We start from the raw sequence: 26,248 nt of genomic DNA on the forward strand, positions 1-26,248 counted from the left end.
TTAGCCTTTCACTGCTCCGGCTACCACACCTTCTATAATGTATTTCTGACATGTCAGATAGAATATAACAATTGGAATAATAGCTAATACGAGCATCGCCATAAGCGCTCCCATATCTTTATTTCCGTTGGAGCCTACAAGCATCTGAACTACAACCGGAATGGTTTTATACTGTGTACTGATACCGATAATTAAATAAGGAAGAAGGAAGTCGTTCCATATCCACATCGCATTTAAAATAGCGACTGTAATTGCCGTAGGTTTCAATATCGGAAAAACAACTCCGAAAAACGTCTGCAGAGGGCTGCAGCCATCGATCATTGCCGCTTCTTCAATTTCGAGCGGAATGGACTTTACAAATCCTGAAAACATAAATACGGATAGGCCTGCACCGAAACCCAGGTAAAGGAAACACATACCCAAAGGGTTACGAAGGTGGAAGGTATTCGCAAGATTTGTCATCGTGAACATAACCATCTGGAAAGGCACAATCATGGAAAACACAAACATATAGTAAAGTATGGTCGAGTATTTCGATTTCACCCTTGTAATATAATAAGCGGTCATCGATGTAAATAAAATTAGCAATACTACTGAAAGAATCGTAATGAAAAATGACCAGACAATTGCGTTGAGAAGGCCAGTCTTAACCAATCCGTTCACATAGTTAGTCAATCCTACAAAAGTCTCCGTATCAGGAAGGGAAAACGGGTCCGAGCTTATGAAGAACTTCCCTTTAAAGGAGTTATTGAGGATAAATAAAAGAGGATAAAGGATAGCAACCGTAAATACACACAGAATAACAAAAATTATTTTATTAGTAAATCTGCTTTTTGCCGATGTCATTAGTGTTCTACCTCCTTGTTCCTTGTAAATGATAATTGAATAACCGCAATTACTGCCACCAGTAAAAAGAATATAACTGCCTTGGCCTGACCGACTCCTTCGTAACCGGTCTTACCATAAAATGTCTCGTAAATGTTAAGCGCCAACATCTGTGTCTTCTTCATAGGGGCACCGTTTGTCAGAGCTTTATTCTGGTCGAACAGTTTAAAACTATTCGATAAGGTTAAGAACATGCAGATAGTAATCGAAGACATTACCATCGGAATCTTCACCTTTAGCAGGGTCTGCCACGGTGTTGCTCCATCGATTTTGGCCGCTTCCACTAATTCTCCCGGCACGTTCTGAAGGCCAGCGATATAGATAATCATCATATAACCTATCATCTGCCAGTTCATCAAAAGTATCAAACCCCAGAAACCATATGCCGCATTCGATACAATTGTCGTCTCATATTTATATAAAATAGCATTAATCATTTGCTGCCATGTATAGCCGAGTACAATACCGCCGATTAGATTCGGCATAAAAAATACAGTTCTGAATAAATTCGTTCCTTTAATTTTTCTAGTCAATAATAGTGCAATCGTAAATGCCAGTAAATTAATTGTCAATACACTGATTAATGTAAACACTCCTGTAAAACCTAATGCTGTCGTAAATCCCTGGCCGCTGGAAAAGGCCGTTTTGTAATTATCTATTCCCACCCACGTAGCATTGCTCACAGTCGTGAATTTACAAAAAGATAGATATACGCCTTGTATAAAAGGAATAATAAAGGCAAATGCAAATGCTGCCACCGTAGGCAAAGTAAATATTAGGAAATATCTTTTTAATGTCTTTTCCATAACCTGTTCTCCTCTTGGTTATTTTTTAAAAACACTCCGCAGCCGAGGCTGCGAAGTGTCCCTTACTCAACTACTCATAACAATCTTTATTTGATAATAATATTAATATCAGTAATGATATTTATTCAGCTGTAGCTGATTTTTCTTCTTCCCATCTTGCTACTACTAAGCCTTTTACGTCATCCCATGTCATATTGCCATTGCAGTACTCAAGAAGAGCTGCACCGAAATCATTTTTGAAATCCTGGCTAGGGAATGTTGTAAAGTTCCATGTTACGCTGGACTTTCCATTTTCCATAAAACGGAACATTTCTTTTGCAAGCGGATCGGTAGGTTTTTCGTCATCACCGAATGTGCTGAAGGGTGCTGCATTTCCTAAAGAATTAACCATATAATCCTTACCTGTTTCAGAAGAAATCATCCAATTAACGAAATCGAGAGTTGCTTTCTGATTTTCCTCAGATACCTGGCTGTTCACACACCAGAAGTTCTCTGTACCTGTGCAAAGTCCCTGATTCTCTTCTCCTGCAACGCCTGTGTAAATAGGCATGAACTTCACGTCTTCTTCTTTTACAGTATTGCCTTCAACTTCAGAAATCTGTCCCCATGCCCAGTTACCGTTCTGAACCATTGCGCTCTGTCCGAGTGCGAATTCAGCCATAGAGTCTGTAACTGCTTTGCTTCCGAGTAAGCCCGGAGCTACTGTGGAGTTATTGATATATAAATCAAAGATATTCTTGTAGTTATCGGAATATGTGAATGCGATTGCTGCCATATCACCTACATTATTGTCTTTGTATTCGTAGTATACCGGAAGGTTAGCAAGGTGTGTCTGCCATCTCCAGTCTTCGCCGGGAAGAAGGGATGTGGATGAGAACACGCCCTGGATTCCAAGTTCATCCTTCTTCGCTGTCATATCTTCTACTACTTCTTTTAATTTATCAAAAGTATTGATTTCATCCATGTTCGCTGCTTTCGCGCCTTCTGTTGCGAAATATGCCTGCATGATCGCATCATTGTAAATGATACCATAAGATTCTACTGCGTAAGGAATACCATATACTCCGCCGTCAGCTCCTGTGATAGCAAGACCTTTATCTGACAGTGAATTGTAGATATCGGAGTTCGATAAATCGAGGCAATAGTCTTTCCAGCTATTGTAACCAACCGGTCCGTTCACCTGGAATAATGTAGGTGCGTCTTTACCTGCAACTTCGGACTTAAGAACTTCTTCGTATGTACCGCTCGCTGCTGTAACAACCTTAACTTCTACGCCTGTTTCTTCTGTGTAAGCTGCTGCTATTTCCTGCCACTGCTCATCAACTTCAGGCTTGAAGTTCAAATAATATACGCTTCCGCCTTCTGCCGATGCGCTATCTGAAGCTTCTTCTGCCGGCGCTTCCTGCGCTGTCTCTTCAGCAGGTGCTGCTGTCTCATCTGTCGCTGCTGGTGCCTCTGTTGCTGCGCTGCTTCCACATCCTACTAACATGGAAGAAACCATTGCTACACAAAGTAATGCACTAATCAGTTTCTTTTTCATAATGAATACCTCTCCTTTAAAATTGTTGTATTGGTACCGTTGTCGGTATCGTTGTCGGTAACGTTTCCGAACATGTATAAAGCATAGCATTCCGACCTTAGATTTGCAACACCTTTTTCATGAATGTTCCCATTTTTGTTATAAATAGCATAATCGGAATGCTTGTTTTTGTTACTATTGAATAAAGACCTACTGAATAGTTGCCTTCTTTGACTCTATATCACTCTACCTTTTTATCGTCTGCATGTTTTTTCTATACTCGGTCGGAGACACTCCACATACACTTCTGAATATCTTCATGAAATGTTTCTCATTCTCATATCCCACCCGATGACTGATCTCTGCCACACGGATATCCGTTTGCTCCAGAAGCTTTTTCGCTTCTCCTATACGGAATTCCTTCAGATAATTCACAAAGTTCTTTCCTGTATATTGCTTAAATACATAGGAAAAAAGAGAATAATTCATAGATACATAATTAGAAACTACAGCCATATTCAAATCTTTATCGAAATTCTCATGAATATAGCCTATGGCTTCCTGCATCTTCTGCTTATTCTTATAGTCATCGAATTCCGTATCCAACCTCCCGTGAAAATCCGTCAGCCATCCGGTAAGTTCTTCAGTGAAGGCGTCGATATCGGAGAAGCTATAAATCTCCTTAAATCTTGCTGCCTGCTCCACCTCTTTCGGAATCACATTCTGATAGATATTCATAATCGCGTCGATGAAGGAACATATATCCTCTTCAAAAGTAAGTGCTGAGTATTTCTTTCTCTTCGTATCCTTTACAATCTGCCGGATATCCGACAGCGACTCTTCGATCCTGCTCGTCCCAATCTGTTGTGCGATCCGGTTCATTTTCTCGGCGTTGGGCTTATCCGCATCCATACGTATCTCTTCGTAGTTCACCTCATAACGTCCGGTACAAAATGCCTCCTTTCTCGCCGCTTTCGCTTCCTGATAAGCAGCCTTTACATACTCCACTCCCTGATATCTCCTGCTAATCCCTGTATGTGCCTGAGAAAGTTTCTCCTTCAGGAACTCTGCCTTATCATCCCCCTTTACAACGTAGACCGAACTCTTCTCCATATCCTGCCAATAGAGAATATTCTCATCATTTACTTCCTTTTCCTCTTGCATCTGGGTACAGAGTATATAATAATCCTTACTGACCGGTCTCGCTTCGAACCATTCGGCAACCATCTGCATTTCTTTTCTCGTCACATCTCCGGCCATTACATATTTTAACTGGTTCTTTCCAATATTTCTCAATTCCTCTTCTTCTGCAGCCCTTCGGATAAGCTCCTTTTCGAAGGTTTCCAGAATAGACTTCACCCGTTCCCGCTCCACAGGTTTTAAAATGTACTCCCGAACACCTCCGCGCAACATCTCTACCGCGTAAGAAAAGTCATCATATCCACTAACCGCTACAATTAAAGGCTTATAAGTTAACTCCGAAACAGCCGCCACCAACTCAATTCCATCCATTTTAGGCATACGAATATCGGTGAACATCACGTCCACCTTTTGACTGTTCAATATTTCATAAGCACTCTGCCCATTGTTACATTCCAATATCGTATTTACCTCAACGCCGGAACGTTGTATCATCGTCTTAAGACCCTGACGTATCATTTTCTCATCTTCTACAATAAGGAGCGTATTCATTGCAATACCTCATTTTTCCGTAAGGGTATCCTTACCATGATTTTCGTATAACAGCCGAGCTTGGAAGCAATCTCAATTCCATATCTTTCACCAAAGCTCATTTTAATTCTGTCTTGTACGTTCTTTAACCCAATTCCGTTACCTGAGCCGCCGCTCGTCTCAATTTCCCCCGTAATCTTCTTATAGAGCCTTTCCACTTCTTCCTCACTCATACCTTTGCCCGCATCCGTAATCTCAATGATGCAATCCGTTCCCTCTATAATGCCCTTCATATAGATATTGGTATTCTCCGCCATTTCTTCAATACCATGGTAAATAGCATTCTCCACAATAGGCTGTAAGGACATCTTCGGAATCTCCTGCTTATAAATGATATCGCTCATATTGAGCGATAAATAGATCTCATAATCGAAGCGAAGATTAATTAAAGCCAGATAATTCTTAATATAATCGATTTCTTCTTCCACCGTCACATTGCCGGATACCCAGCGCATACTATAGCGAAGAAGCTTTCCCAGAGCGGTTACCGCATCTGATATTTCATATTTTTCATCGATTTCCGCCATCATCTTGATCGATTCCAACACATTATAGATGAAGTGTGTATTGATTTGATTCTGTAAGGCTTTAATTTCGGAATTCTTCACAAGGCGCTCTCTGTTGATATTATCTTCCATCAGCCTTCTGATCCGCTCGAGCATTTTATTGATCTGCGTTCCTAACTCACCCATTTCATCCGTTCCGCAGCCTTCGATCACTACGCCCAAGTCTCCCTTTTGCACCTGCCTAATGGAAAATAAAATGCTGTAGAACTGACTTAACAAGCCTTTTACTGCAAAGTTGATAAGGATAATTAAAAGGACAAGAATACAGAGCATAATCAAAATAAAGAACATTCTCATATTATGAATTCTACCTATTTCCGATGCGATGCCATCCATATAAATAAGCTTGCCTGACAACTCCTTGACCGGCAAATAGCCGATTACAAAGGGCTCTCCTTCTATTTCCGTATAGTAGGTATGGCTCTCTCCTTCATCGCCCTGTATTGTATTTTCTAAAACATAAGCAATATAATTATCCTGCCCTTCCTTTCCAATGCCATAATAACGATTACCGCTGTCATCGACAAAGCAGCTCCACCAATCCTGCCCCTCTTTATACAATTCCGGAAACATCGTATCCATAGACAGAGCGACTTCCAGGGTGCCTAGTTCTCCATATTCGAAATCCTTGATTTGTGTTACGAGGGACATAATTTTTTTATTTTGCCCCATCATATAAGAATCGAAAATCATATCCGTATAGTCGTATTTCCAGCCATAGATATTTTCATCCGATGCCCAGCCAAGCCTTTCCATTCTTTCCTTCCGATAGAGAATGGGCATCATCTCCTGCATGGAATCGCTATCCGCATAGACACGTATCTGATACAGATAAGGGTTGCTGTTGACTATACGTTCCAAAGATGCGATATTGACATTATAAAACTCTCTGGTCGCTTCTGTGCTGAGGCTTTCTCCTCTTTTGATACTGACAAGATAGTCTGTAAGAAAGACATCACTCAGAAAAAACTGCGTGGACATATTGATGGAATCTATATTTTTCAATATTTGGGCATAGCTGCTCTCCATGCTGTATTCCATACTGCTTCTCTTCTCTCTGATTTCTCCTTTTTCCATATCATAAAAGAGATACATGGAGAAAATAACGATGGGTACAATAACGAAGGCAATAATAATAATGGTAAACTTTATATTTAATTTTAGCCCCTGCCATTTTCCTCTTAACCGATTCATCTATGTCAACTTCCTATTCTGTCCTTTATAATTTGCTAGTCAAGTCCAAGCTTTTCCTTTATCTTAATCATTTCCTTCGTCTTCTCTTCCATTACCTGAGCGAAGCCAAGCTCTTCTCTCTTTTCCACATACTCTGCAAATATACGGTCAAACTCTTCCTCACTGGGTGCAAGAAGCAATCTGGGCAACACGCCTCCCCAAAGCTCCTTGATTTTCATATCCGCATAGCCTAACTTAGAATTTACATCCAAATCCACCGTGTACTGCTCCAGGTAATGGGTATAAGGATACGTCCACTGTGCCATCTGCCCGAGAGGCGCGGAAAGGGGCGGATTCCACTTTAATTGCATCACATTATTCTGGAACATCCAATAAGCATCATCACCGCCATAGATTCTGTCATACTCTTTTCTATCCGTATTCAAAAGCTCCAACACATCTTCTTTGATTATCGGCTCTCCATCCACCATATCGTAAGTAACTCCCTCTACTCCCAGATAAATAGCCTTCTGTCCCTCTTCGCTGATCAGATAGCTGAATAATTCAATGGCCCGGTCCGGGTTCTGACAATTCTTGGAGATCAAGGTCACCGTCCATCCGCTAATTCCTGTTCCCGGCAGGACATAATCATCTCCCCTGGAGTTCTTCGGCCCGTCTACCGCGATATAGACACTATTCGGATCGTTCTTATAGCGTATCTTCTGCTGCACATCGAGATCTGTCCGCTGGTACAGCATACAGAAGTATAACCCTTTCTCTATCTTCTCCTCCATTTGTGTCCTTTGATCGATAAAAATATCCTCCTTCAGATACCCCTCTTCCCCCAACTGTCTGAACACTTTTAACCATCGGATATATTCCTCATCCGTATATCTATCGTAATATTTTCCGTCTCTTTCATAGGGAACCGCAAGGAAATTCTGTAAAAATTGATCGAAGGAATCACAACCTTTAAACGTAAAGGCGTGAGCTCCTATCGGAATCAAAGGCTGTCCGTCCACCTCGGGAAACATCTCGGCAGCCTTCCTTACAGCCTCCATGAATCCTTCCGGCGTCGTTATATCCGGACTTCCGATGGCCTCATAAATATCCTTGCGCACTAAAAAGGTCTGATTAGATCCAATATTATCATACTTCTCATAGTCTTCCGCAAGGTAACTGGAATTAGGGTAGCAATAAATGTTCCCATCCTCTCTTGTATACCAATCGCACACCTGCTTGGTAGTCACTTCCCAAAAATAAGGATCATATTCATCCGCCAATTCATTCAGCGCATATACCATACCCTGTTCTATCATCTCGTCGATTTGAGGTTCCCACCAGCCAAGAGTAATGATATCGGGCAGCGTATCGGAAGAAATCAACGCATTGAACTTCTCCGTCTCGTTTCCCTTCGGCGTGATAAAATTAATATTCACCCCTGTATCCTGGGTTATTTTCTTCGAAACAGCATTCTCTCCCCAAGGTGTCGTAAACCAGGAAAAATTCACATACCAATCGAGAGTAACCGGCTCTTCCGAAGAGGTTTCCTCCATATTCTGTACACTTCCGCCTATCTCTTCCTTTCCCGCACATCCACCGAGAAATAGTCCGAGTAACGCCAAAGTCCCAATTCTTCTCCACAACAAAGTGTTAAATATTTTCAAGTGAGGTATTATCCTCTCACCTCTTCTCATATCGTTCTCCCCTTGCCCTCTCTGTCAAAATAGCCTCCCGTTTCTCTACCTACAATATATCAAATTGCAGGTAAAGGTACAAGGAGGCTCATTCACTATTCTTTTACACTTCCTGAAGAAATACTGCTGATAATATATTTCGAGCAGAAGCAGAATACGATAATAATCGGAACTACCGATATCGCTACCGCCACATAGGTAGCACCAATATTAGATGCGATATCCTTCACCGAATTCAGCGAAGCTATCATAACCGGTAAAGTAAATCTCTTCTGAGAATTCAAGATAACTAATGGCAGCAAATAACTGTTCCAGGAACCGATGAAAATACCGATCGACATCGTCGCAATGCCCGGAGCCATAATGGGAATCCCTATTCTATGGAAGATATAGAGTTCACTCGCACCGTCGATACGCGGAGCTTCCAACAGTGATTTGGGCATTACCGATAGAATGTACTGCCTCAAGAAAAATACGATGGCCGGAGAAGCTATGGAAGGAATAATCAACGGAATATAGCTGTCGATCAGTCCGAGCTTCATGGATAAATCATAAAATCCAAGCAATCCAAGCTGTGCCGGAATCATCATGGAAACGATGATAACGGTAAAAATTACCTTCCTTCCCTTGAACTTATAAAAGGCAAATCCAAAAGCGGTAAGGGATGAAAAATACGCTGCCAGAAGCGTACTAAGTACAGAAATAAAAATACTGTTGACAAATCCCCTCGGAATGTTCAGGTTCTTCTGGACAATTGCCCAGTTATCTGCAAGATAGGAGTCCGGTATCAGCGTAAAGCTTTTCATAATATCCGTCCCTTCTCTTGTCGCATTGACTAACATCATAATAAAGGGCAGAAGACAGATGATGGAAAGCAATAAAAGCACTGCATATATAATGGTCTGATTCACTCTCTTTATCATTTAATCTTCCTCCTTACTTTGTTTTGCATACATCATAAGATATACCCCAATCGAACAAATACAGATGATGAAGAACAAGATAAAGGCAATAGCGCCTGCATAACCAATCTGTCTGTTCTTAAATGCCATCATATACAGATGCATAACCGCTGTGGTGACCGCACGTGTCTGCTTCTGCTGTCCGAGAGTCATCAGGTATGGAATATCGAATAACTGCAGTCCTCCGATTAGGGACGTAATCGCCACATACAGCATAATCGGTTTCAAAAGCGGAATAGTAATTTTTCCAAATACGGTAAAACGTCCCGCTCCGTCAATGGCTGCCGCTTCATAGTAATCTTTGTTAATTCCCTGAACACCTGCCATTAATAAAATAAAGGAATTGCCAAACCACATCCATGCGCCTACTACTCCAACTACCGTACGCAGAAGAGGAGGCGTTCCCATCCAGTCAACACCTTCATTAACAATGCCCAATCCCTTTATAATTTGATTAAAGGAGCCGTATTTCCAGTCCATCATCGTTTTAAATAAATACGCCACACTAGTTGCAGCTATTAGGTTAGGCAGATAGAACAAGGCCCTAAACATGCTAAGACCTCTGGTGCGGTACTTCATATCGCTGAATACAATGGTGAGAAGGAATGCGATGCCAAGCTGTAAAATAATGTTGACTCCCCATATTCTTATCGTATTTCCAAATGCCTCCCACAGCAGTTTATCCTTAAATACCCTTATGTAGTTTCCCATTCCCACCCATGTAGGAATGTTGAAACCGCTGTAGTCTGTAAAGCTTAAATATAGCGTACGAACCACAGGGTAGATATTAAATGTCAGAAATACGAGAACAAAAGGAGCGATAAATGCATATCCCATATTTTCTCTGCTGCTGTACCCCTTTTTTTTCTTTACCTTACCCATCTCCTTCACATTTCCACCTGCTTTCCTATTGAATCAGGAATCACGGTGTGACCCGTGATTCCCATGTTTTTCTTTTTACTTTATTTATTACTTCTCATTTTTATTCTCTTATCTTGTAACCGTGATTTCAGGGAAGTTTGTTTCCACCTGCATATAGAAGTCTTCAATCGCTTCCTCTCTTGTCATCTCACCTTTTTGTACCGCTTCGATAGATGATCCCCAGAAGTTACCGATCTGGTCATCATATTTCGTCTTTACGGAGTAGTCGATATTCTTCGCTTCTTCCATATAGAATTCATAGGTATTCTGACCGCCGAAGGATTCGTTTGTATAGTCTTTGTTCGCTTCCAAAACTGCCAGATTGGATACTACGTCACCGTTTGACTTCTCTAACCACCACTGTGCTGTTTCGTCATTCAATGTACAATATTTTACAAACTCCCATGCTGCATCCTTTTTCTCGCTATAGGAATTGATTCCGAGGAAAGTACCGCCTCCGAAATAGGAAGAAGGTCCTTTACAGATTCCAAAGTTACCTTTATTATCCGCTGCATTATCACGAATAATTAAAGCACCCCATGAAGGAAGGGAGTAGGAGAATACCTGTGTCATCTCTGCGCCTTCTAACTCTGCAAGATCAGTCCATCCTGCATTTAAGGGAAGTTCACCTGCCATAGAAGCATACCATGCTGCAGACCATTCGGGCGCGTGCGCTACCAGATCTTCCTGATATAAAGCAACTGCGGAATCCATATAATCGAGTGCGGATTGGCTTAAGTTGAGAACGCCATCCTTTACCCAAGGTTCTTGCGTATTTACATACCATCTTAAGTTACCGGAATCGGAGAAAAGTCTGTATCCTGCATCTTTTACTTCCCTTGCTGTTTCAAGAATAGTACCGAAATCTTTGAACTTCTCAGATATAAAAGCAGGATCATCGTTGCCGAACATTTCTTTTGCAAGGTCACGGCGGTAAATAATGCTTCCCGGTGTTACCTGATAGCTAAGTGCTCTCTGGATACCGCTTTCATCCTTGCCCGCTTCATATATATAATCCATAATGCTATCTTTGTAATCATCTACATTGTATTGTGTTAAATCATCAAAGAATCCTGCTTCGAAGAAGTTAGGAATCATCTGAGGCTCACCTACAATTACATCTACTTCACTGGATTTTGCTCCCAATGCGGAAGTAAGTTTTGTGGAATAGTCTGCCGGAGCAATTACTAAAACCTCTACTTCGTTGCCCGTTTCTTCCGTATAGCGTTCTGCAAACTGCTTAAGATCTTCTGCCAGCGTCCATACTACGATTTTATCGCCGCTTGCCTGCGCAGTACCTTCGTCTTTTTTCTCCGCAGCCGCTTCTGTGCCGCTGCTATCAGTATTGGTTGTTGTACTGGTACCTCCACCGCCGCATGCTGCCAGGGATAATGCCATTGTTCCGGCCAGTAAAAGAGCCGTCAATCTTTTTAACTTCATTTCATATCCTCCTTTTTAAATACCTTTTAGTAGATAATCTCATTATATAAATTTGCGAACCTCATTTTAATGACCCATTTTTTAAAAAGGTGTCTTTTTTTTATAATTGTCACAACCGTTCACCATATGCTATACTTACACTTGCATTTCACAGGAAATGAGATGAACTTAGAAAGGCACGGTATCAATATGAGTATTTTAAATGTGGAGAATCTAACACATGGCTTTGGCGACAGAGCCATTTTTAACGATGTATCCTTTCGTTTATTAAAAGGAGAACATATAGGATTAATCGGAGCAAATGGAGAAGGTAAGTCTACCTTTATGAATATTATTACGGACAAACTTATGCCCGATGAAGGGAAAATCGAATGGGCAAAAAATGTGCGTGTAGGCTACCTTGATCAGCATACTGCCCTGGAAAAAGGAATGACAATCCGCGATGTCCTTTCCTCTGCCTTCTCCTTTCTCTTCGATATGGAAGCGGAAATGAATCTTATCTGCGATAAAATGGGGGAAGCTTCCCCGGAAGAATTGGAACAGTATATGGAAGATCTCGGTACCATTCAAGATATGCTCACAGTACATGACTTCTATATGATCGATGCGAAGGTGGAGGAAGTCGGCCGTGCTCTCGGTCTTACTGATATCGGACTGGAAAAGGATGTAACTGACTTAAGCGGCGGCCAGAGAACTAAGGTTCTGCTTGCCAAGCTTCTATTAGAAAAGCCGGATATTCTTCTCTTGGACGAGCCGACGAACTACCTCGATGTAGAACATATCGAATGGCTGAAACGGTATTTGAATGATTATGAGAATGCATTTATTCTCATTTCCCATGACATTCCATTCCTTAACAGTGTTATTAACCTGATTTATCATATGGACAATCAGGCGCTGGAACGCTATGTGGGTGACTACGATAAATTTCAAGAAGTCTATGCTATGAAGAAATCGCAGCTCGAAGCTGCTTATAATAAGCAACAGAAAGAAATTGCAGATTTGAAAGACTTCGTAGCCCGCAATAAAGCACGTGTAGCTACAAGAAATATGGCAATGTCCCGCCAGAAAAAGCTGGATAAGATGGATATGATCGAATTGGCTTCCGAGAGACCGAAGCCTGAGTTTCGCTTCAAAGAAGCAAGAACACCGGGAAGATATATTTTCCAGGCGAAAGACCTTGTGATAGGCTATAATGAACCGCTCTCCTCTCCTTTGAATCTGGAAATGGAGCGAGGACAGAAAATTGCCCTTATCGGTGCAAACGGTATTGGTAAATCCACTCTTTTAAAGAGTATTCTGGGATTGATCCCCGCCCTATCCGGCGATGTGACTCAGGGGGATTACTTAAACATCGGTTATTTCGAGCAGGAAATGGACCAGAATGTAGCTACGACCTGTATCGAAGAAATATGGAAAGAATTCCCCTCCTATACACAATACGAGGTACGGTCTGCCCTTGCGAAATGCGGACTGACTACGAAACATATCGAAAGCAAAGTGAAGGTATTAAGCGGAGGCGAGCAGGCAAAAGTAAGGTTATGCAAGCTGTTGAATCGGGAAACCAATGTCCTTCTTCTGGATGAGCCTACCAATCATCTGGATGTGGATGCCAAAGCAGAACTTAAACGTGCACTTTCCGCATATAAAGGCAGCATTCTTCTCGTCTGCCATGAACCTGAATTCTATGAAGGATTAGTCACTGATGTATGGGATTGTACGAAATGGACAACGAAGATCTTCTAAGATTCGGAGAATATAAAGACCTTTGGGATATTCCCTGATTATTTTTTGAAGAAAAACCCCAAGAATCGCGGAAATACGCCATTCTTGGGGTTTTGTTCTCTATCCAGACTCTATGATATCGTTATGCAATTGCCATACAATTGCTGTACTGATATTATTTCAACTTCCAAATATCTCTATTGTATTCCGCTATTGTTCGATCCGAAGAGAAGAATCCTGCTTTTGCAATGTTTACAAGCATCATCTTTTTCCACTTCTGTCTATCCTCGTAGTCTTTGAACATTCTATCCTTCGTCTCGATATAGTCCTCAAGGTCCAGGAACGTCATAAACCAGTCTTTGCTCAGCAGCTCTTTATAAAGTCTCTGCAAGTTCTCCTTATTTCCCTTCGCCAGCACTTCTTTACTTATAATAAAGTCTGCCGCTTCCTTAATTACAGGGCTCTTATCATAATATTCTTTCGATACGTAGTCCGCTTTTGCATAGTGTTCGATTACGGCTTCAGACTTCTCACCGAAGATATAAATATTATCATCGCCCACTAACTCATTGATTTCCACGTTAGCTCCATCGGATGTCCCCAGTGTCACAGCGCCGTTTAACATGAACTTCATATTTCCGGTTCCCGATGCTTCCTTAGATGCAAGAGATATCTGTTCGGAAATATCACAAGCAGGGATGAGCTTCTCCGCATAGCTTACGTTATAATTTTCTACCATGAGAAGGGTCATATAAGGACTCACTTCCGGGTCGTTATTAATAATATCCTGTAATACGAGAAGGAGGTGAATAATATCCTGTGCAATAATATAGGCCGGTGCTGCTTTCGCTCCAAACAGGAAAGTAAGCGGTGTAGATGGCTTCTTACCCTTCTTGATTTCCAAATACTTATGAATGATATAGAGTGCATTCATCTGCTGACGCTTATACTCGTGCAGCCTTTTAATCTGAATATCGAAAATGGAATCAGGATTCAAGGTAACGCCTTCTGCTTCTTTCACATATGCAGCGAGATCCTTTTTCCTGTTCATCTTAATTTCAACGATCTTATCGAGCACTTCCTGATCATCCATGTACTCTAATAACTTCTCCAACTCATTCGCATCCTTCTTATATCCGTTGCCAATCGTCCGGGAAAGGAATTCTGCCAGTTCGCTGTTACAGGATAAGAGCCATCTGCGGAATGTTATTCCATTCGTCTTGTTGTTGAATTTTTCAGGGTAAATTTTATAAAATGCATTTAATTCCGTATCTTTTAAGATTTCAGTATGGATAGCCGCTACGCCATTTACAGAGAAACCATAGTGAATATCGATATGTGCCATATGCACACGGTCATCCTCATCGATAATCTGCACCTTCGGGTCATCATATTTTGCCTTAATGCGTTCATCCAGCTCTTCGATAATCGGCACTAACTGAGGAACTACCTTTTCCAAATATTCCAGCGGCCATTTCTCCAATGCTTCTGACAAAATCGTATGATTCGTATATGCACATGTCTTGCTTACAACCTCGATGGCTTCATCCATCGTGAATGCTTTCTCATCCACAAGAATACGGATCAACTCAGGAATTACCATAGTAGGGTGTGTATCGTTAATCTGAATTACCGCATGATGATATAGCTTGCGAAGATCATATTTCTTCTCTTTCATCTCTCGCAGAATAAGCTGAGCTGCATTACTTACCATGAAATATTGCTGATAAATACGGAGTAAATTGCCCGCTTCATCAGAATCATCCGGGTATAAGAAGAGTGTCAGGTTCTTCTCGATTTCTTCCTTATCGAAGTCAATTCCTTCTTTTACAATGCTTTCATCGATGGATTCGATATCGAACAAACGAAGCTTATTCACACCATTGCCATAACCTGCCACATCGATATCGTATAATCTCGAGGTTACTTTCCTCTCTCCGAAGGACACGTCAAATGTAATATCTGTTTTCGTCAACCATGAATGTTCTTCTATCCATTCATTCTTCTGTGCAGTCTGCAATTTATTTTCAAAAACCTGTCTGAACAGACCGTAGTGATAATTTAATCCAATTCCTTCTCCGGGCAACCCCAGCGTTGCGATAGAATCCAGGAAACATGCCGCAAGTCTTCCAAGACCACCATTTCCGAGTGACGGTTCCGGCTCTATTTCTTCCAGCTTCGCAATATCCTTTCCTTTTGCCTTTAAGATGGAGGCTAAGTTATCGTATACCCCCAGATTGATTAGATTATTAGATAATAATTTACCGATTAAAAATTCTGCAGAGATGTAATATACCTTTTTTTCTCCATGAATCTGTTCCGATACCTTCATCAATTGTTTCACAAGTTCCAAAAGGCAGAAGTATACTTCCTTGTCACTTAACTCTTCCACCGTCTTTTGAAACATATCCTTGGAAAGTCCCTCAAGTTGAAGTTCCAGATTCGATAATAATACATCCTTTTGCATATTAGTCTGCTGTAACATATTTTTTCCTCCTATATTTTCCAGGTGTTTTCACTCTTTTTTATCTCTTACTAAGTAAGATATCACAGGAAAACGTTTTCTGCAACCGTCATTTTTTACATTTTTTCAATTTTATTTTGTATAATCTTAACAGATAATATCCATATACTTCATTCTTTCGATGGTATATGGGAGTACTAGATGCCTTCCTTCACCGCCGCCTAACAAATAATGCAGTTCTTCTACCGCCGCTGCAGACACCCCTGCAAAATCCTGACGAATCGTATTCATCTGCTTGCCTGCATAACCCATTAATGTAATACCATCGAAGCCGCAGACCGGACGAAAGATGTCCATCTCCATTAACGCTCTCATCGCTCCAATTGCCATTAGATCGGAAGCACATACGATGACATCCCTCTTTTTTGCATAGCGAAATGCAATATTTCTTGCTTGTAGTTCCGAGAAATCTCCGTTCTTGATAAGCAGATTCAATTCCATTTCCTCCGCAAGTCTTTTCATCCCCTGCAAGCGCTCCCCCGTCACATATCCGTTTTTCTTTCCTGCAATATAGAGAACTTTCTGACAATCATTTTCCATCACGGTTTTCTTCGCCACATCATATTGCGCCTGTTCCTGATTGACCCATATGGAAGATGTACTTCGATTACTAAGAGGCGCATCTACAAGTACAACCTTGAATTCCTGGGATTCCACCAGCTTCTGCCAGACCATATCCTCCTTGGACATCCCGTAGATAATAATCCCATGAATGCTTTGCGCTTTCAGATATCTGGCAATTTCCTCGGCACTTTTATTCTCGAACATGGAGAAAAAGAACGTGATAACATCGAGCCCCATTCCCATCGCTTTGTTGATGGCCCCCGAAATATACTGCATGACAATCTCATCGATCGCCTGTGTCTTCGTATTGAGATTCAGGAATAAAGCTACCCTTCCCGACTGCTTGGAGGAAAGCGCTGCTGCCACGGAATTCGGCACAAAATTAAGTTCTTCCACTGCCCGATTGACCTTTTGTTTCGTTTCCTCACTGACATTCGGATAATGATTGAGAACCTTGGATACTGTGGATATCGCCACACCCGCATGTTTTGCTACATCTTTAATCGATACCATATCTTATTCCCTTTACCTTTTGACTCCAACATTATGTATATAAATATTACTTGCCTCTGCTGAAAAGGATTCCTTCTCTGGCTCAGCGTAGTGTTGCCATAACCAGAGCATGGAAAACTTTCATACCATCTTTCTTCACAATCTGTATTTATTGTATATAAACTTTTCACAACTTACCTGTTTCGCAATTACCTAATAAATATATAATAAAAGGGTGATATTGTCTATCACCCTTTTACCTGTACTATTTTACCTGCTATAGTTTGTCCGCTAGTCAAATTGCACTTCCCAATTCTGATCCTTATAAGCTTGAAAGCACATTTCTATTTGTTTTTTGTAACTTTTTCCTCTGCGAGTATCGGCAGCTCATCTACGGAAAAATATTCAGAACCGACCGTTTCAATATTTTCTGTAAACCCACCTCCCATTACCTCACACAGTACAAATACCTTACATACTCCGTAAGCATACGGGGGGATATTATGCTTATTTCTATCTTGTATAGCAATGATTCTCTCTGCTCTCACTTCCAGTCCGGCTTCTTCTCTTACTTCCTTTTCCGTATTGCTTTTGACAGATTCCAACACATCCACCCAACCGCCGGGCAAGGACCATGTTCCATTATTTTCATGAACAAGTAATATCTTATCCTCTTTGAATATGGCAGCTCTCGTATCCAATTTGGGTGTTTGGTATCCCTCTTCATTACAAAATAAATCTTTTACCTTTTCTACCGGAATCTCTGTTTTATAGCTTAATATTTCTGCCGATATATCGCGCAAACGTTCGTAACGCTCCGTATCATATACATCCTTCGAAAAAGCCAATCCGGCTTGCGCCAGGCTTTGAATCTTCATTGCCTATTACAACGTAACTGTTCAGTACTCTCACAGTTACATTACAACTTATAATATCACAATTGTAAGATATTATAAATGAAGAAGTAAATCTATTTTTTCTACCTTCCCATCTCGAATAAGAGCTGCATCTTCTCCCGGTATCACGCCACTTTCATATTTCACTACCCTTTTGCTCTCATAATTTACAAGAGTGGTTAGCTTATAATTGCCCGGTACGTAACTCCTTCGTTCTTCAAAGAAAAGTGAAACAGGAGTTTTTCCTAGAAATACAGCTTCTACTTTTCTATCCTCACCGATAAGATATTCCGGTATCGTCGGCATAAAACGCAGCTTCAATTCTCCTTCTTCCTGATAGAACGGAGTTAATCCAAACATCATAATCTGCCACATATGGATAAATTCCGCGGTAGAACCACTAAGCCTTGCTACAAAACCTTTTCCATGTATTTTCTCGTTATGATTCGCACTGCTTACGATAAAGGATGAATTCTCCAACAGGCTTCTTCCATATACCTGTTCATCGAGAAAAGGTACTGCACAAGTCCTAAAGTCCTCGGAAAATTCTTCATACATTCCCGATTTCAGAAGCTCCAGTAAATATTTATACTCCATATGAAGCCAAATAGATTCGTTTTCCAACCAGCCCGGAGTAAAGGCTTTCGCACGCCCTATCTCGAAGCCTGCATCTTTTAGCGATTCATTGACTTTGTACATCTTGAGCTTTTCATCGTACATACCACTTTTTTTCACTCTTCGATACATACTCTTTCTCTCTTCCATCGATAGATTCAGCTTCATAAAGCGAACCGATCCTTCCAGGAAATGAGGGAGCTGACCAATCTCCACTTCTTTTATATGAATACCATCTTCTCTCTTTTCATAATCCGTCACCTTATAGGTGAAGTATGCCGGAGCGATTCCCCCTCCATACTCTATCGCACGGCTGATGCCTGCTGAAACAAGAAGGCGGAAACGCTTCAGAATCTCCAGTGCCTCTGCTGCCGGAATCTCTGCCATAGTACCGCTTAAGCCAAACAAAGTCTTTTCGCGGTATTCTTCCTTTCTGTCATTAATGGCATTCCATGTATCCATATCCTTCCATGCTATTTCTCCGTTTCCATCCACAGCAGCTTCCAAGACTGCATTTAGATTCAGGAAAAGTGCCGCCATTTCCTCTGCACATAATACAGACCTATCATATTTCTCCAGTTGCGTAATAACAAAGTCCAAGTTCCTGTGTAATTCATAAGTCTCACACATGGAAGAACCGAGCAGCCCCGGCATACCGTTCAAAGCATCATACCAACCGGGCTTACCTCCCTCCATCTCAATTCCCATACCATAGGGATCCAATGCCGCGAACTTCACCGCGCATAAGAGAATAAGCTTTTCTATTAAAGTTCCACGATATATCTCACCTTTGCCGTAATCGGTGCGGACATATTCTCCCTTCACTCCTTCTTTCACCCGGTGATCCAGCGTATGGTATTGCCTGATTCCTTTTTCAGTTTCTTCGTAACGCAACCGTCTGGGATTGATCGTTGCCCGGGATTCATAATAGGTAAATGAAGCATCGTCAAAGAGCAACTCTTCCTCTCGTTCGGGATATACAGCTAGATAAGTTTCCACCAAATCCAGATTATAAGTCCAGTGATCCGTCCAATACCCCTCGCCGAACGAGGCATTCATCGCGCTATCCGCTTCATCCATAACTTCACCGATCAATTCCTCTAACAGACAGTCTTCGCTTTTTCCCGCTGCCTCTTTTAAGATGTTCCGGTTTCGTACAAAACGAGCCAAACTTCCCGGGGTAAAAGAATCTTTCAATTCTTCTTTCAACTGACTCATACAGTCATCTTTGATAAGTCCACCTATTTTCGCAAGTTTTTCTTCCTTCACCGTATAAATTGCTTTCTGCACTTGGAGCGGATTATATCCATCGGTCTGGATGAGGTTATAGAAAGTCTTAATATTGCTATCGCCTACATAGGGGGTAAATAACACATCGCATCTTCTATTCTGATTCACATCACGGAAGTTAGCATTTCCCTGAGAATAGAACTCCGGTGACATCTGAAAGAAGTTATAGTCGCGCTCGATATCCCCATGCTTTCTGGAATAAAGGTAGAAGATCTTCTTTCCAAGCCGTACCGGATAACCGCCGCGAAGCAGATTATCCAAATAAGTCTGCTTACAGTAAGCATCGAAGACAGAATTCCCCGTTTTCGTATGAATTACTTCACATAACTCCTCTGTCAGTCGTATGGAATCCTGATGTTTTCTGAAGAAATACTCTTTTCCGACACACTTGTCAGAAAACGTTTTTAACCGCTCCTTACTTTCTACCATACCGGTCACTTCATATATTGTCACACTTTCCCCGTCTTCTAACTCCTTTTCCAAGGCAAAGAAACTGCAAGGAACATTGTTCTGTGTTATCTGCGGCCTGGAAAGCAGCTCAGAAAGATTCCCCTCCTCCAGTTCGACTGCTTTGGTCAAAGAGGTGTCATATGAAAATATGACCTCCGGATCTACAATAATAGGCAACCTTTCTCCACTTTCTGTCACCGCAAAACTATAATTACCTTCCTCTATCTCCTGTACTGCAATACTATCAGCCACACTAGCACGCACACGAAAATACGGCAATCCACTCTCCACATCTTCTACTTGCATCCATGCCTTCACAGTCTGCCCGATGTCCTTTATATGAGATAGGGATACCCCATAAGGAATGAGTGCGGGCATTCCATCCAATATTTGAAGCTTCATCCTCTTTCCGCTAATATTACGGAATGTGACCTCACGCACCAGACCGCCAATCGCTTCTTCCGGAAGGGTATAATAAAGAACATTAGTCAAAAGCCCTTCTGTTTCATTGCGCTCTTCAATTTCGAATTCATTCTTGCCAATATACATTGTCAACTTGTTTTCATCGGTGGAAAAAGGCTCCAGATACTTGCCATCCTTCTTTACAAACGTACGAAATCCTTGCCGCTTCACCATTTGATAAGCCTGATGTGCCGGGTAAAATTCCATAATGGAATGATCCTTATCCCCACTTCCAAAACTGGTGATTCCCTGTCCCCGATTCACATAAAAAGTCCATATAGGAATACCGAGCTTCCCGCTAATACCGGGTAGGAAACTGGCAAAGACACTTCCCTTCCCATAATTTTCTACTATATATCTCCCATTTTTATCAAACATACGCTTCTCCCTTCCCTCAGCCAAGCACCACTACAATCTCGTTCTCTCTCTTTGTCTGGCAGGAATTAAAATATTCTTTCCCGATAACAGCCTCTTTACCAGCCACATGCTGCCCGTTCATAATGACTTCTTTTACTTTATACTCACCGTATTCTTTCCCCTGCTCATTCAAGTACTTCACATATAACTTCTTTCCTGCGAATTCCAGATGTACCGCCGCCTCGCGGTTCTTATCAAATTGCTCCGCCAGAAGCTTTGGCTCCAGCTTCAGATTCCCATATTCGCCCTTTACCCCATACATCTGCGTAAGTACTGTCATAAGCATCCAACTGGCTGCTCCCGTGAGATAATGGTAGACACCTCTTCCTTTCGGATCGATATATTCGGGAATTCCTGGATATATCTTACACTTTTCTGCATTGCTGGCATGACGGTAGAGACTTTGCACTACCCGGAAGCCTTCTTTTACAAATCCCCTCTTATATAAAGCATTGGCATACATAGTCGTCATATGGCTGAACACAGCACCATTTTCCTTCTGCCCATAAGCAAAACCGAACATTCTTCCCATATCGGTCTTAATTTCTCCGAAATCATTATTCAACCGATAACCACCAACCTCCGGTGTATATAAATATCTATCCGCTGCTTTTATAATCTCTTCTACCTGCGCTTTCTCAGCCGTTCCCGACATCACAGCGAATACCTGACCGGTCAGCATCATACGGACGCCCTTTTGATAATCTCCTTCCACACGTCTGCCGTTATTATCGTAATAACTGTTGTACCAAGAGAATCCTTCTTCATTTTTCTGCCATTCTGTCCTTCTAATATGTTCTTTTAACCATTCAGCCTTACCTTGTATATTTCGGGACAGCTCTTTTATATCTATCATAAACCTCTCGCCGGATATCATATGACTACAGCTCGCACAGTAACGGGTCAATAACTTTTTTTTCTCTTCTATATTTTCATAAAGTGTCTCCCCTTCTTGCAGCAACACTTTCATTTCCTGTAATAACGCAATGGTCTGCACTCCGCCTTGCTCCTGCATAAAAAGAAGCAGATTCGCTATCTCCTCCATATTGCCTGCATAAGCTGCTGTGAAAGCCACACTTTCTCCACGCTCGGATGCCATATCGAGGGCATCGTTCCAGTCAGCGCCCCTAAGCCGCATATGATTATGCTCGCCTACATCATAAAAAGCCGTCAGATGTTGAAGAAGGATGTGTTCCAAAATTGTTCCCCGATAGATAATCCCTTCTCTCGTCTTCTGTTTGCAGCCGTCTTCCTGGCACCATTCCTTATCCTGCCCTTCTCCCCGGAACCCTTGGGCATCCTTGAAGTATTCTGCTTCCTCTAACATAAATTCCAAGTCGCCGCTCTGCCTCATATATAAATGAGATGTCATAAAGGGCCACATACCATGATCCATCCATACTCTGGCAATTCCATTCCTATCCGCAATAAATTCTCCTTGCCCCTTACCGATAATTGTTGCATTCGTACCATCCATGCGCACGCCGCCGAAATTAGACAGCAGCATTTCCCTGACGCCCGATGGATTCATCATAAGAAGTGCCAGACAATCCTGCCATAAGTCTCTCCATCCTCGTCCACCCTTCCCATAATCATGATGCGGCAGGAAGGAACAACCATAAATACGCCGAAGCATAGGTTGGAAATTCACCCAATACATCCATTGGTCGAAGTTTTCGTCTCCTGATTCGTAAGATACGTTAATCTTCTCCTTCCAATATGTCTTAGTCCTCGTTAATTGTTCAAAGAAAGCCTCTTCCGTCAAGTAATGATCTGCCGCTACAGACAATTCCTGCACATCTTCCCCATAACCGAGAGCTATCACGTAGGAAACCTTTTCCCCGGGATTCAATGTAAATTCTTCAAACACAAGTCCTCCCAAGGCTTCCAGACCATCCACTCGGGTACCGGCAGGTACTGTATTGATGCTGTTACTATATAATGCTCCCGGAGTCTGGAAATCTCCGCCTTCCCCGATAAAGTCTTCCGCTATCGGTAAAAATCCCGTGGGAAGTTCTCCATTTCCTCTTCCGAATACACCGTATACTACCGTATTTTTCCGATGTCCCCGTTCATCAAAGGTCAGTGTGGGATTCACCGCCACTCCGTTTTTCACCGTGAAAATCCGATGAAGCATACTCGTAACATTTCTGTGGTCCCTGATATTATCCGCACTTCTTCCATAAATAGGAATCGCCGCTACAGGCAAAGCCGTCACATAATCTTTCCCGGTATTCGTAATCGTCACCATGGTAAGCTCTACCTTGTCCTCGGTACAGGGAACAAAGGTCACGATTTCTGCGTTTAAATGATAGAGCGCTGATTTTCTCGTTATTTTATGCCACATAATGCCTGCCTCGAGAAGAGTTTCCTCTTTGGCTCCGGTAAACTTCTCCGCTTGCTGCTTTGCGGATGCTCCTGTTACGGACCAAAGGTTCCCATCCGTCATCTTAAGCCAGAAGTTACGGGTCGACTTATTGTTATGCAGGTTTTCACTGCTGACCGGTTCTAACAAAAATGTGTTCTGCCCTGTTTTTGAATCTCCTCCCAGTAAAGGGGTAATGCTGCTCATTACTCCGGATTCTCCCGCCACCGGGAAATAAAGATAACTGGTAAGCTCCGGATTCTCCACCTGAAAACTTCCTTCTTTGTCGGTAAATACATATTGCTTCATCCTTTTCTATACTCCTTTCATTACATTGATTTTTCCTTATATAGCAAGTATAATGTATAAAAATATATTTATTCTATCTCAAAAATGGTCTTTTATATAACAATATTGTTGAAAGGAGCTCTATGGAAAAATTCAGACTTTTCCTCGACGATAACCTGAAAGAAAAAAATACTACTGATAAATACTCCTTTCCCTTTCGTGTCGGTTATGAACATCTATCCAATTACGAGCAGAATTCTTTTCCTATTCATTGGCACTACGAAGTGGAGTTCACCTATGTGACAGAAGGTTGTATGGAATACCAGGCAAACGATACTTTATATAAAATAAATGCCGGAAATGCAATTTTCACCAACTCCAACGTTCTCCATACTGCCAGGACTACCGACGGAGCATCGGATTGCAGCTATCTTGCCTTTGTACTGAATCCCGTTATTATATTCGGCTACGAGAACAGCCTTATTTTCAATCGCTATGTGGATCCTATCTGTACCGATTCCGGATTATTTGCTAAGTATTTGAATGGGAATTCCTCATTTGGCGGCAAGGTGATCGCCCTGCTCTTAGAATCGGCACATATTCTGAACGCGAAGGAAGATGGCTATGAACTTCTATTAACAGAAAAGTTATGTTCGCTCTGGTTTCTTCTTTTTCAGGAACTAAAACCATACCTGAATAAAAAAGAGACAGGAACAGCTATGGATATTAAACGCTTAAAGGAAGCAATCGGCTTCATTCAATCTCATTATCATGAGGATATTTCTCTTCAGGAGATTGCCGCTTCTTGTTATGTGAGCAAAAGTGAATGCTGCCACCTCTTCAAACGTACGCTCCGCCAGACTCCTTTCACCTATCTACTTAACTATCGAATCCAAAAAAGCCTTCCCCTCTTACTGGCGAACGATAAATCCGTTACGGAAATTGCAGAAATGCTAGGTTTTCACGGGAGCAGCTATTTCTCAGAAACCTTTCGAAAATTTATGAACTGTTCCCCCAGCAGCTATCGCAAAACCCATAGAAAGTAGCTGAGCATCTATTACATAAAAAAGAAGCCATACGCGATTTACTTCCATTCGCATATGACTTCTTCTATATTTCCTAAGCAATTATATTTAAGGTATTCGGAAGCGTTACCTTATTTCTTTCTTACAAGATGTCTCGGTAAGCCGTTAATGAATAAAGGCTGTAATTCACCGATGATAAGAGGTCTTGCATATCTTTCATAACCTTCGTTCAAGCCGCATCCATCTTCTGTAATCCATTCAGCAGGTACCGGTCTCTCTACGTTAGCGATTGCGTGGATATCGTATGCGCTTGTACCGCACTGATAAGGATCTTCACCATTTCTATTAAGGGTAATCATCATTCCGGTCTTTCCTTCTTCTGCTGCAAGAACAGCGTCATGTCCAACCTGGAATGCTTCGTTAATATCTGTTAAAGAAGCGAGGTGAGTAGCTGCACGCTGTAAAGTAGAGAATTCTACCGCACGAGCCTTAAGACCTGTTTCTGCCGCTACTAAAGAGCAAAGATATGCAGCCGTACCGGACAACTGCTTGTGTCCAAATGCATCTACTGCCTTATCCGCATCCGCAAGCTCACATACGAAACGTCCGTCTGCCAAAGCTACACCTTCGGATACAGCGATCACTACGGAACTCTTGGTCGCTCCTAAATGTTTTACTTTATCCATAAACTTATCCATATCGAAAGCTACTTCCGGAAGATAAATAGCATCTACACCACTGCAGTCCTCTCCTTTTGCAAGAGCTGCTGCTGCTGTCAACCATCCGGCATGACGTCCCATAATCTCTACAATACATACGGTAGGTTTCTCAACACCGAATGACTCGTTATCACGGATAATTTCTTTTAAGCTGGTCGCGATATATTTCGCTGCCGAACCATATCCCGGGCAGTGGTCCGTAATCGGAAGATCGTTATCAATCGTCTTAGGCACGCCGATAAATCTCTGAGATTTATTATGAGCTGCTGCATAATCGGACAGCATCTTTACCGTATCCATGGAGTCATTTCCACCTGTATAGAACAGACATTCAATATCATGCTTTTCCATGAATTCAAATACTTTTTCATATACTTCTTCATGTCCTTCGATTTTCGGCATTTTAAAACGGCAGGAACCTAAAAATGCGGAAGGAGTTCTCTTGAGCAGTTCGATACCCGTCTCATCACTAAGGTATTCATCGAGGTCACATAAGTTATCCTGTAAAAATCCCTGGATACCATGTACCATACCATATACTTTCTTTACACCTAATTTCTTAGCCGCTGCGTATACGCCCGCTACCGATGAGTTAATTACAGCCGTAGGGCCGCCGGACTGTCCAACAACAATATTTCCTTTCATATTTCCTCTCCTTTAATCTTCTTATCATTCTTTATTCCCGTGAAGGCAGCGAACGAAGGGGCATGCAAGCA

The 26,248-nt window shown here is 41.8% G+C and carries 17 protein-coding genes; 2 read left to right on the forward strand and 15 right to left on the reverse strand.

The genetic code is table 11. The features are described 5' to 3' along the window. The 9 genes from RBB56_RS04850 to RBB56_RS04890 all read right to left on the reverse strand — a co-directional run bounded on the left by RBB56_RS04850 (nt 1) and on the right by RBB56_RS04890 (nt 11,700). Nucleotides 1-846, reverse strand: coding sequence for a carbohydrate ABC transporter permease (locus tag RBB56_RS04850; RefSeq protein WP_306721268.1), 846 nt, complete (start codon nt 844-846; stop codon nt 1-3). After that, on the reverse strand, nt 846-1,691 hold the full coding sequence (locus tag RBB56_RS04855) for a carbohydrate ABC transporter permease (protein ID WP_306721269.1): 846 nt from the start codon (nt 1,689-1,691) through the stop codon (nt 846-848). The genes RBB56_RS04850 and RBB56_RS04855 overlap by 1 nt, the downstream gene beginning before the upstream one ends. Nucleotides 1,692-1,812: 121 nt before the next feature. Continuing rightward, nucleotides 1,813-3,231, reverse strand: coding sequence for an ABC transporter substrate-binding protein (locus tag RBB56_RS04860; RefSeq protein ID WP_306721270.1), 1,419 nt, complete (start codon nt 3,229-3,231; stop codon nt 1,813-1,815). A 225-nt stretch (nt 3,232-3,456) separates the two neighbouring features. Continuing rightward, nucleotides 3,457-4,902: a response regulator gene (locus RBB56_RS04865; protein WP_306721271.1), complete on the reverse strand. Its 1,446-nt coding sequence runs from the start codon at nt 4,900-4,902 to the stop codon at nt 3,457-3,459. Next, nucleotides 4,899-6,701 carry a sensor histidine kinase gene (locus RBB56_RS04870; RefSeq protein WP_306721272.1) on the reverse strand — a complete coding sequence of 601 codons (1,803 nt, stop codon included), beginning with the start codon at nt 6,699-6,701 and terminating at the stop codon, nt 4,899-4,901. Before RBB56_RS04870 ends, RBB56_RS04865 begins: the two co-directional genes overlap by 4 nt. A 35-nt stretch (nt 6,702-6,736) precedes the next feature. Continuing rightward, complete coding sequence (locus RBB56_RS04875) at nt 6,737-8,326, reverse strand: extracellular solute-binding protein (protein WP_306721273.1); 1,590 nt, start codon at nt 8,324-8,326, stop codon at nt 6,737-6,739. 146 nt (nt 8,327-8,472) lie between these two features. Next, nucleotides 8,473-9,300, reverse strand: coding sequence for a carbohydrate ABC transporter permease (locus RBB56_RS04880; protein WP_306721274.1), 828 nt, complete (start codon nt 9,298-9,300; stop codon nt 8,473-8,475). Next, nucleotides 9,301-10,221 carry a carbohydrate ABC transporter permease gene (locus RBB56_RS04885; protein ID WP_306722094.1) on the reverse strand — a complete coding sequence of 307 codons (921 nt, stop codon included), beginning with the start codon at nt 10,219-10,221 and terminating at the stop codon, nt 9,301-9,303. Between the two features lie 108 nt (nt 10,222-10,329). After that, nucleotides 10,330-11,700 (reverse strand): ABC transporter substrate-binding protein, encoded by a 1,371-nt coding sequence (locus tag RBB56_RS04890; RefSeq protein WP_306721275.1) that lies wholly within the window; start codon nt 11,698-11,700, stop codon nt 10,330-10,332. Nucleotides 11,701-11,889: 189 nt separating this feature from the next. Here RBB56_RS04890 and RBB56_RS04895 point away from each other — a divergent pair, with 189 nt between their 5' ends. Beyond that, the gene (locus RBB56_RS04895; RefSeq protein ID WP_306722095.1) at nt 11,890-13,446 is read left to right on the forward strand and encodes an ABC-F family ATP-binding cassette domain-containing protein; all 1,557 of its coding nucleotides are present in this window, start codon (nt 11,890-11,892) and stop codon (nt 13,444-13,446) included. Between the two features lie 154 nt (nt 13,447-13,600). Here RBB56_RS04895 and RBB56_RS04900 read toward each other — a convergent pair whose 3' ends face one another. From RBB56_RS04900 to RBB56_RS04920, 5 genes are all read right to left on the reverse strand, one after another. Next, nucleotides 13,601-15,910: a glycogen/starch/alpha-glucan phosphorylase gene (locus RBB56_RS04900; RefSeq protein ID WP_331526571.1), complete on the reverse strand. Its 2,310-nt coding sequence runs from the start codon at nt 15,908-15,910 to the stop codon at nt 13,601-13,603. 126 nt (nt 15,911-16,036) lie between these two features. Continuing rightward, entirely contained in the window at nt 16,037-17,026 is a 990-nt protein-coding gene (locus tag RBB56_RS04905) for a LacI family DNA-binding transcriptional regulator (RefSeq protein WP_306721276.1), read from the reverse strand. Between the two features lie 323 nt (nt 17,027-17,349). Then, on the reverse strand, nt 17,350-17,883 hold the full coding sequence (locus tag RBB56_RS04910) for an NUDIX hydrolase (RefSeq protein WP_331526574.1): 534 nt from the start codon (nt 17,881-17,883) through the stop codon (nt 17,350-17,352). Nucleotides 17,884-17,955: 72 nt separating this feature from the next. Beyond that, nucleotides 17,956-21,096, reverse strand: coding sequence for a hypothetical protein (locus RBB56_RS04915; RefSeq protein ID WP_306721277.1), 3,141 nt, complete (start codon nt 21,094-21,096; stop codon nt 17,956-17,958). Nucleotides 21,097-21,112: 16 nt separating this feature from the next. Beyond that, nucleotides 21,113-23,809 carry a GH36-type glycosyl hydrolase domain-containing protein gene (locus tag RBB56_RS04920; RefSeq protein WP_306721278.1) on the reverse strand — a complete coding sequence of 899 codons (2,697 nt, stop codon included), beginning with the start codon at nt 23,807-23,809 and terminating at the stop codon, nt 21,113-21,115. Nucleotides 23,810-23,931: 122 nt separating this feature from the next. Between RBB56_RS04920 and RBB56_RS04925 the strand changes: the two genes are divergently transcribed. Continuing rightward, nucleotides 23,932-24,834, forward strand: coding sequence for an AraC family transcriptional regulator (locus RBB56_RS04925; RefSeq protein ID WP_306721279.1), 903 nt, complete (start codon nt 23,932-23,934; stop codon nt 24,832-24,834). 110 nt (nt 24,835-24,944) lie between these two features. Here the strand turns inward: RBB56_RS04925 and RBB56_RS04930 are convergent, their stop codons facing one another. Beyond that, entirely contained in the window at nt 24,945-26,177 is a 1,233-nt protein-coding gene (locus RBB56_RS04930; protein ID WP_306721280.1) for a 6-phosphofructokinase, read from the reverse strand. Between the last annotated feature and the right edge of the window lie 71 nt (nt 26,178-26,248).

The sequence above is a fragment of the Kineothrix sp. MB12-C1 genome (assembly GCF_030863805.1).
In the GTDB taxonomy this organism is placed as follows: Bacteria; Bacillota; Clostridia; order Lachnospirales; family Lachnospiraceae; genus Kineothrix.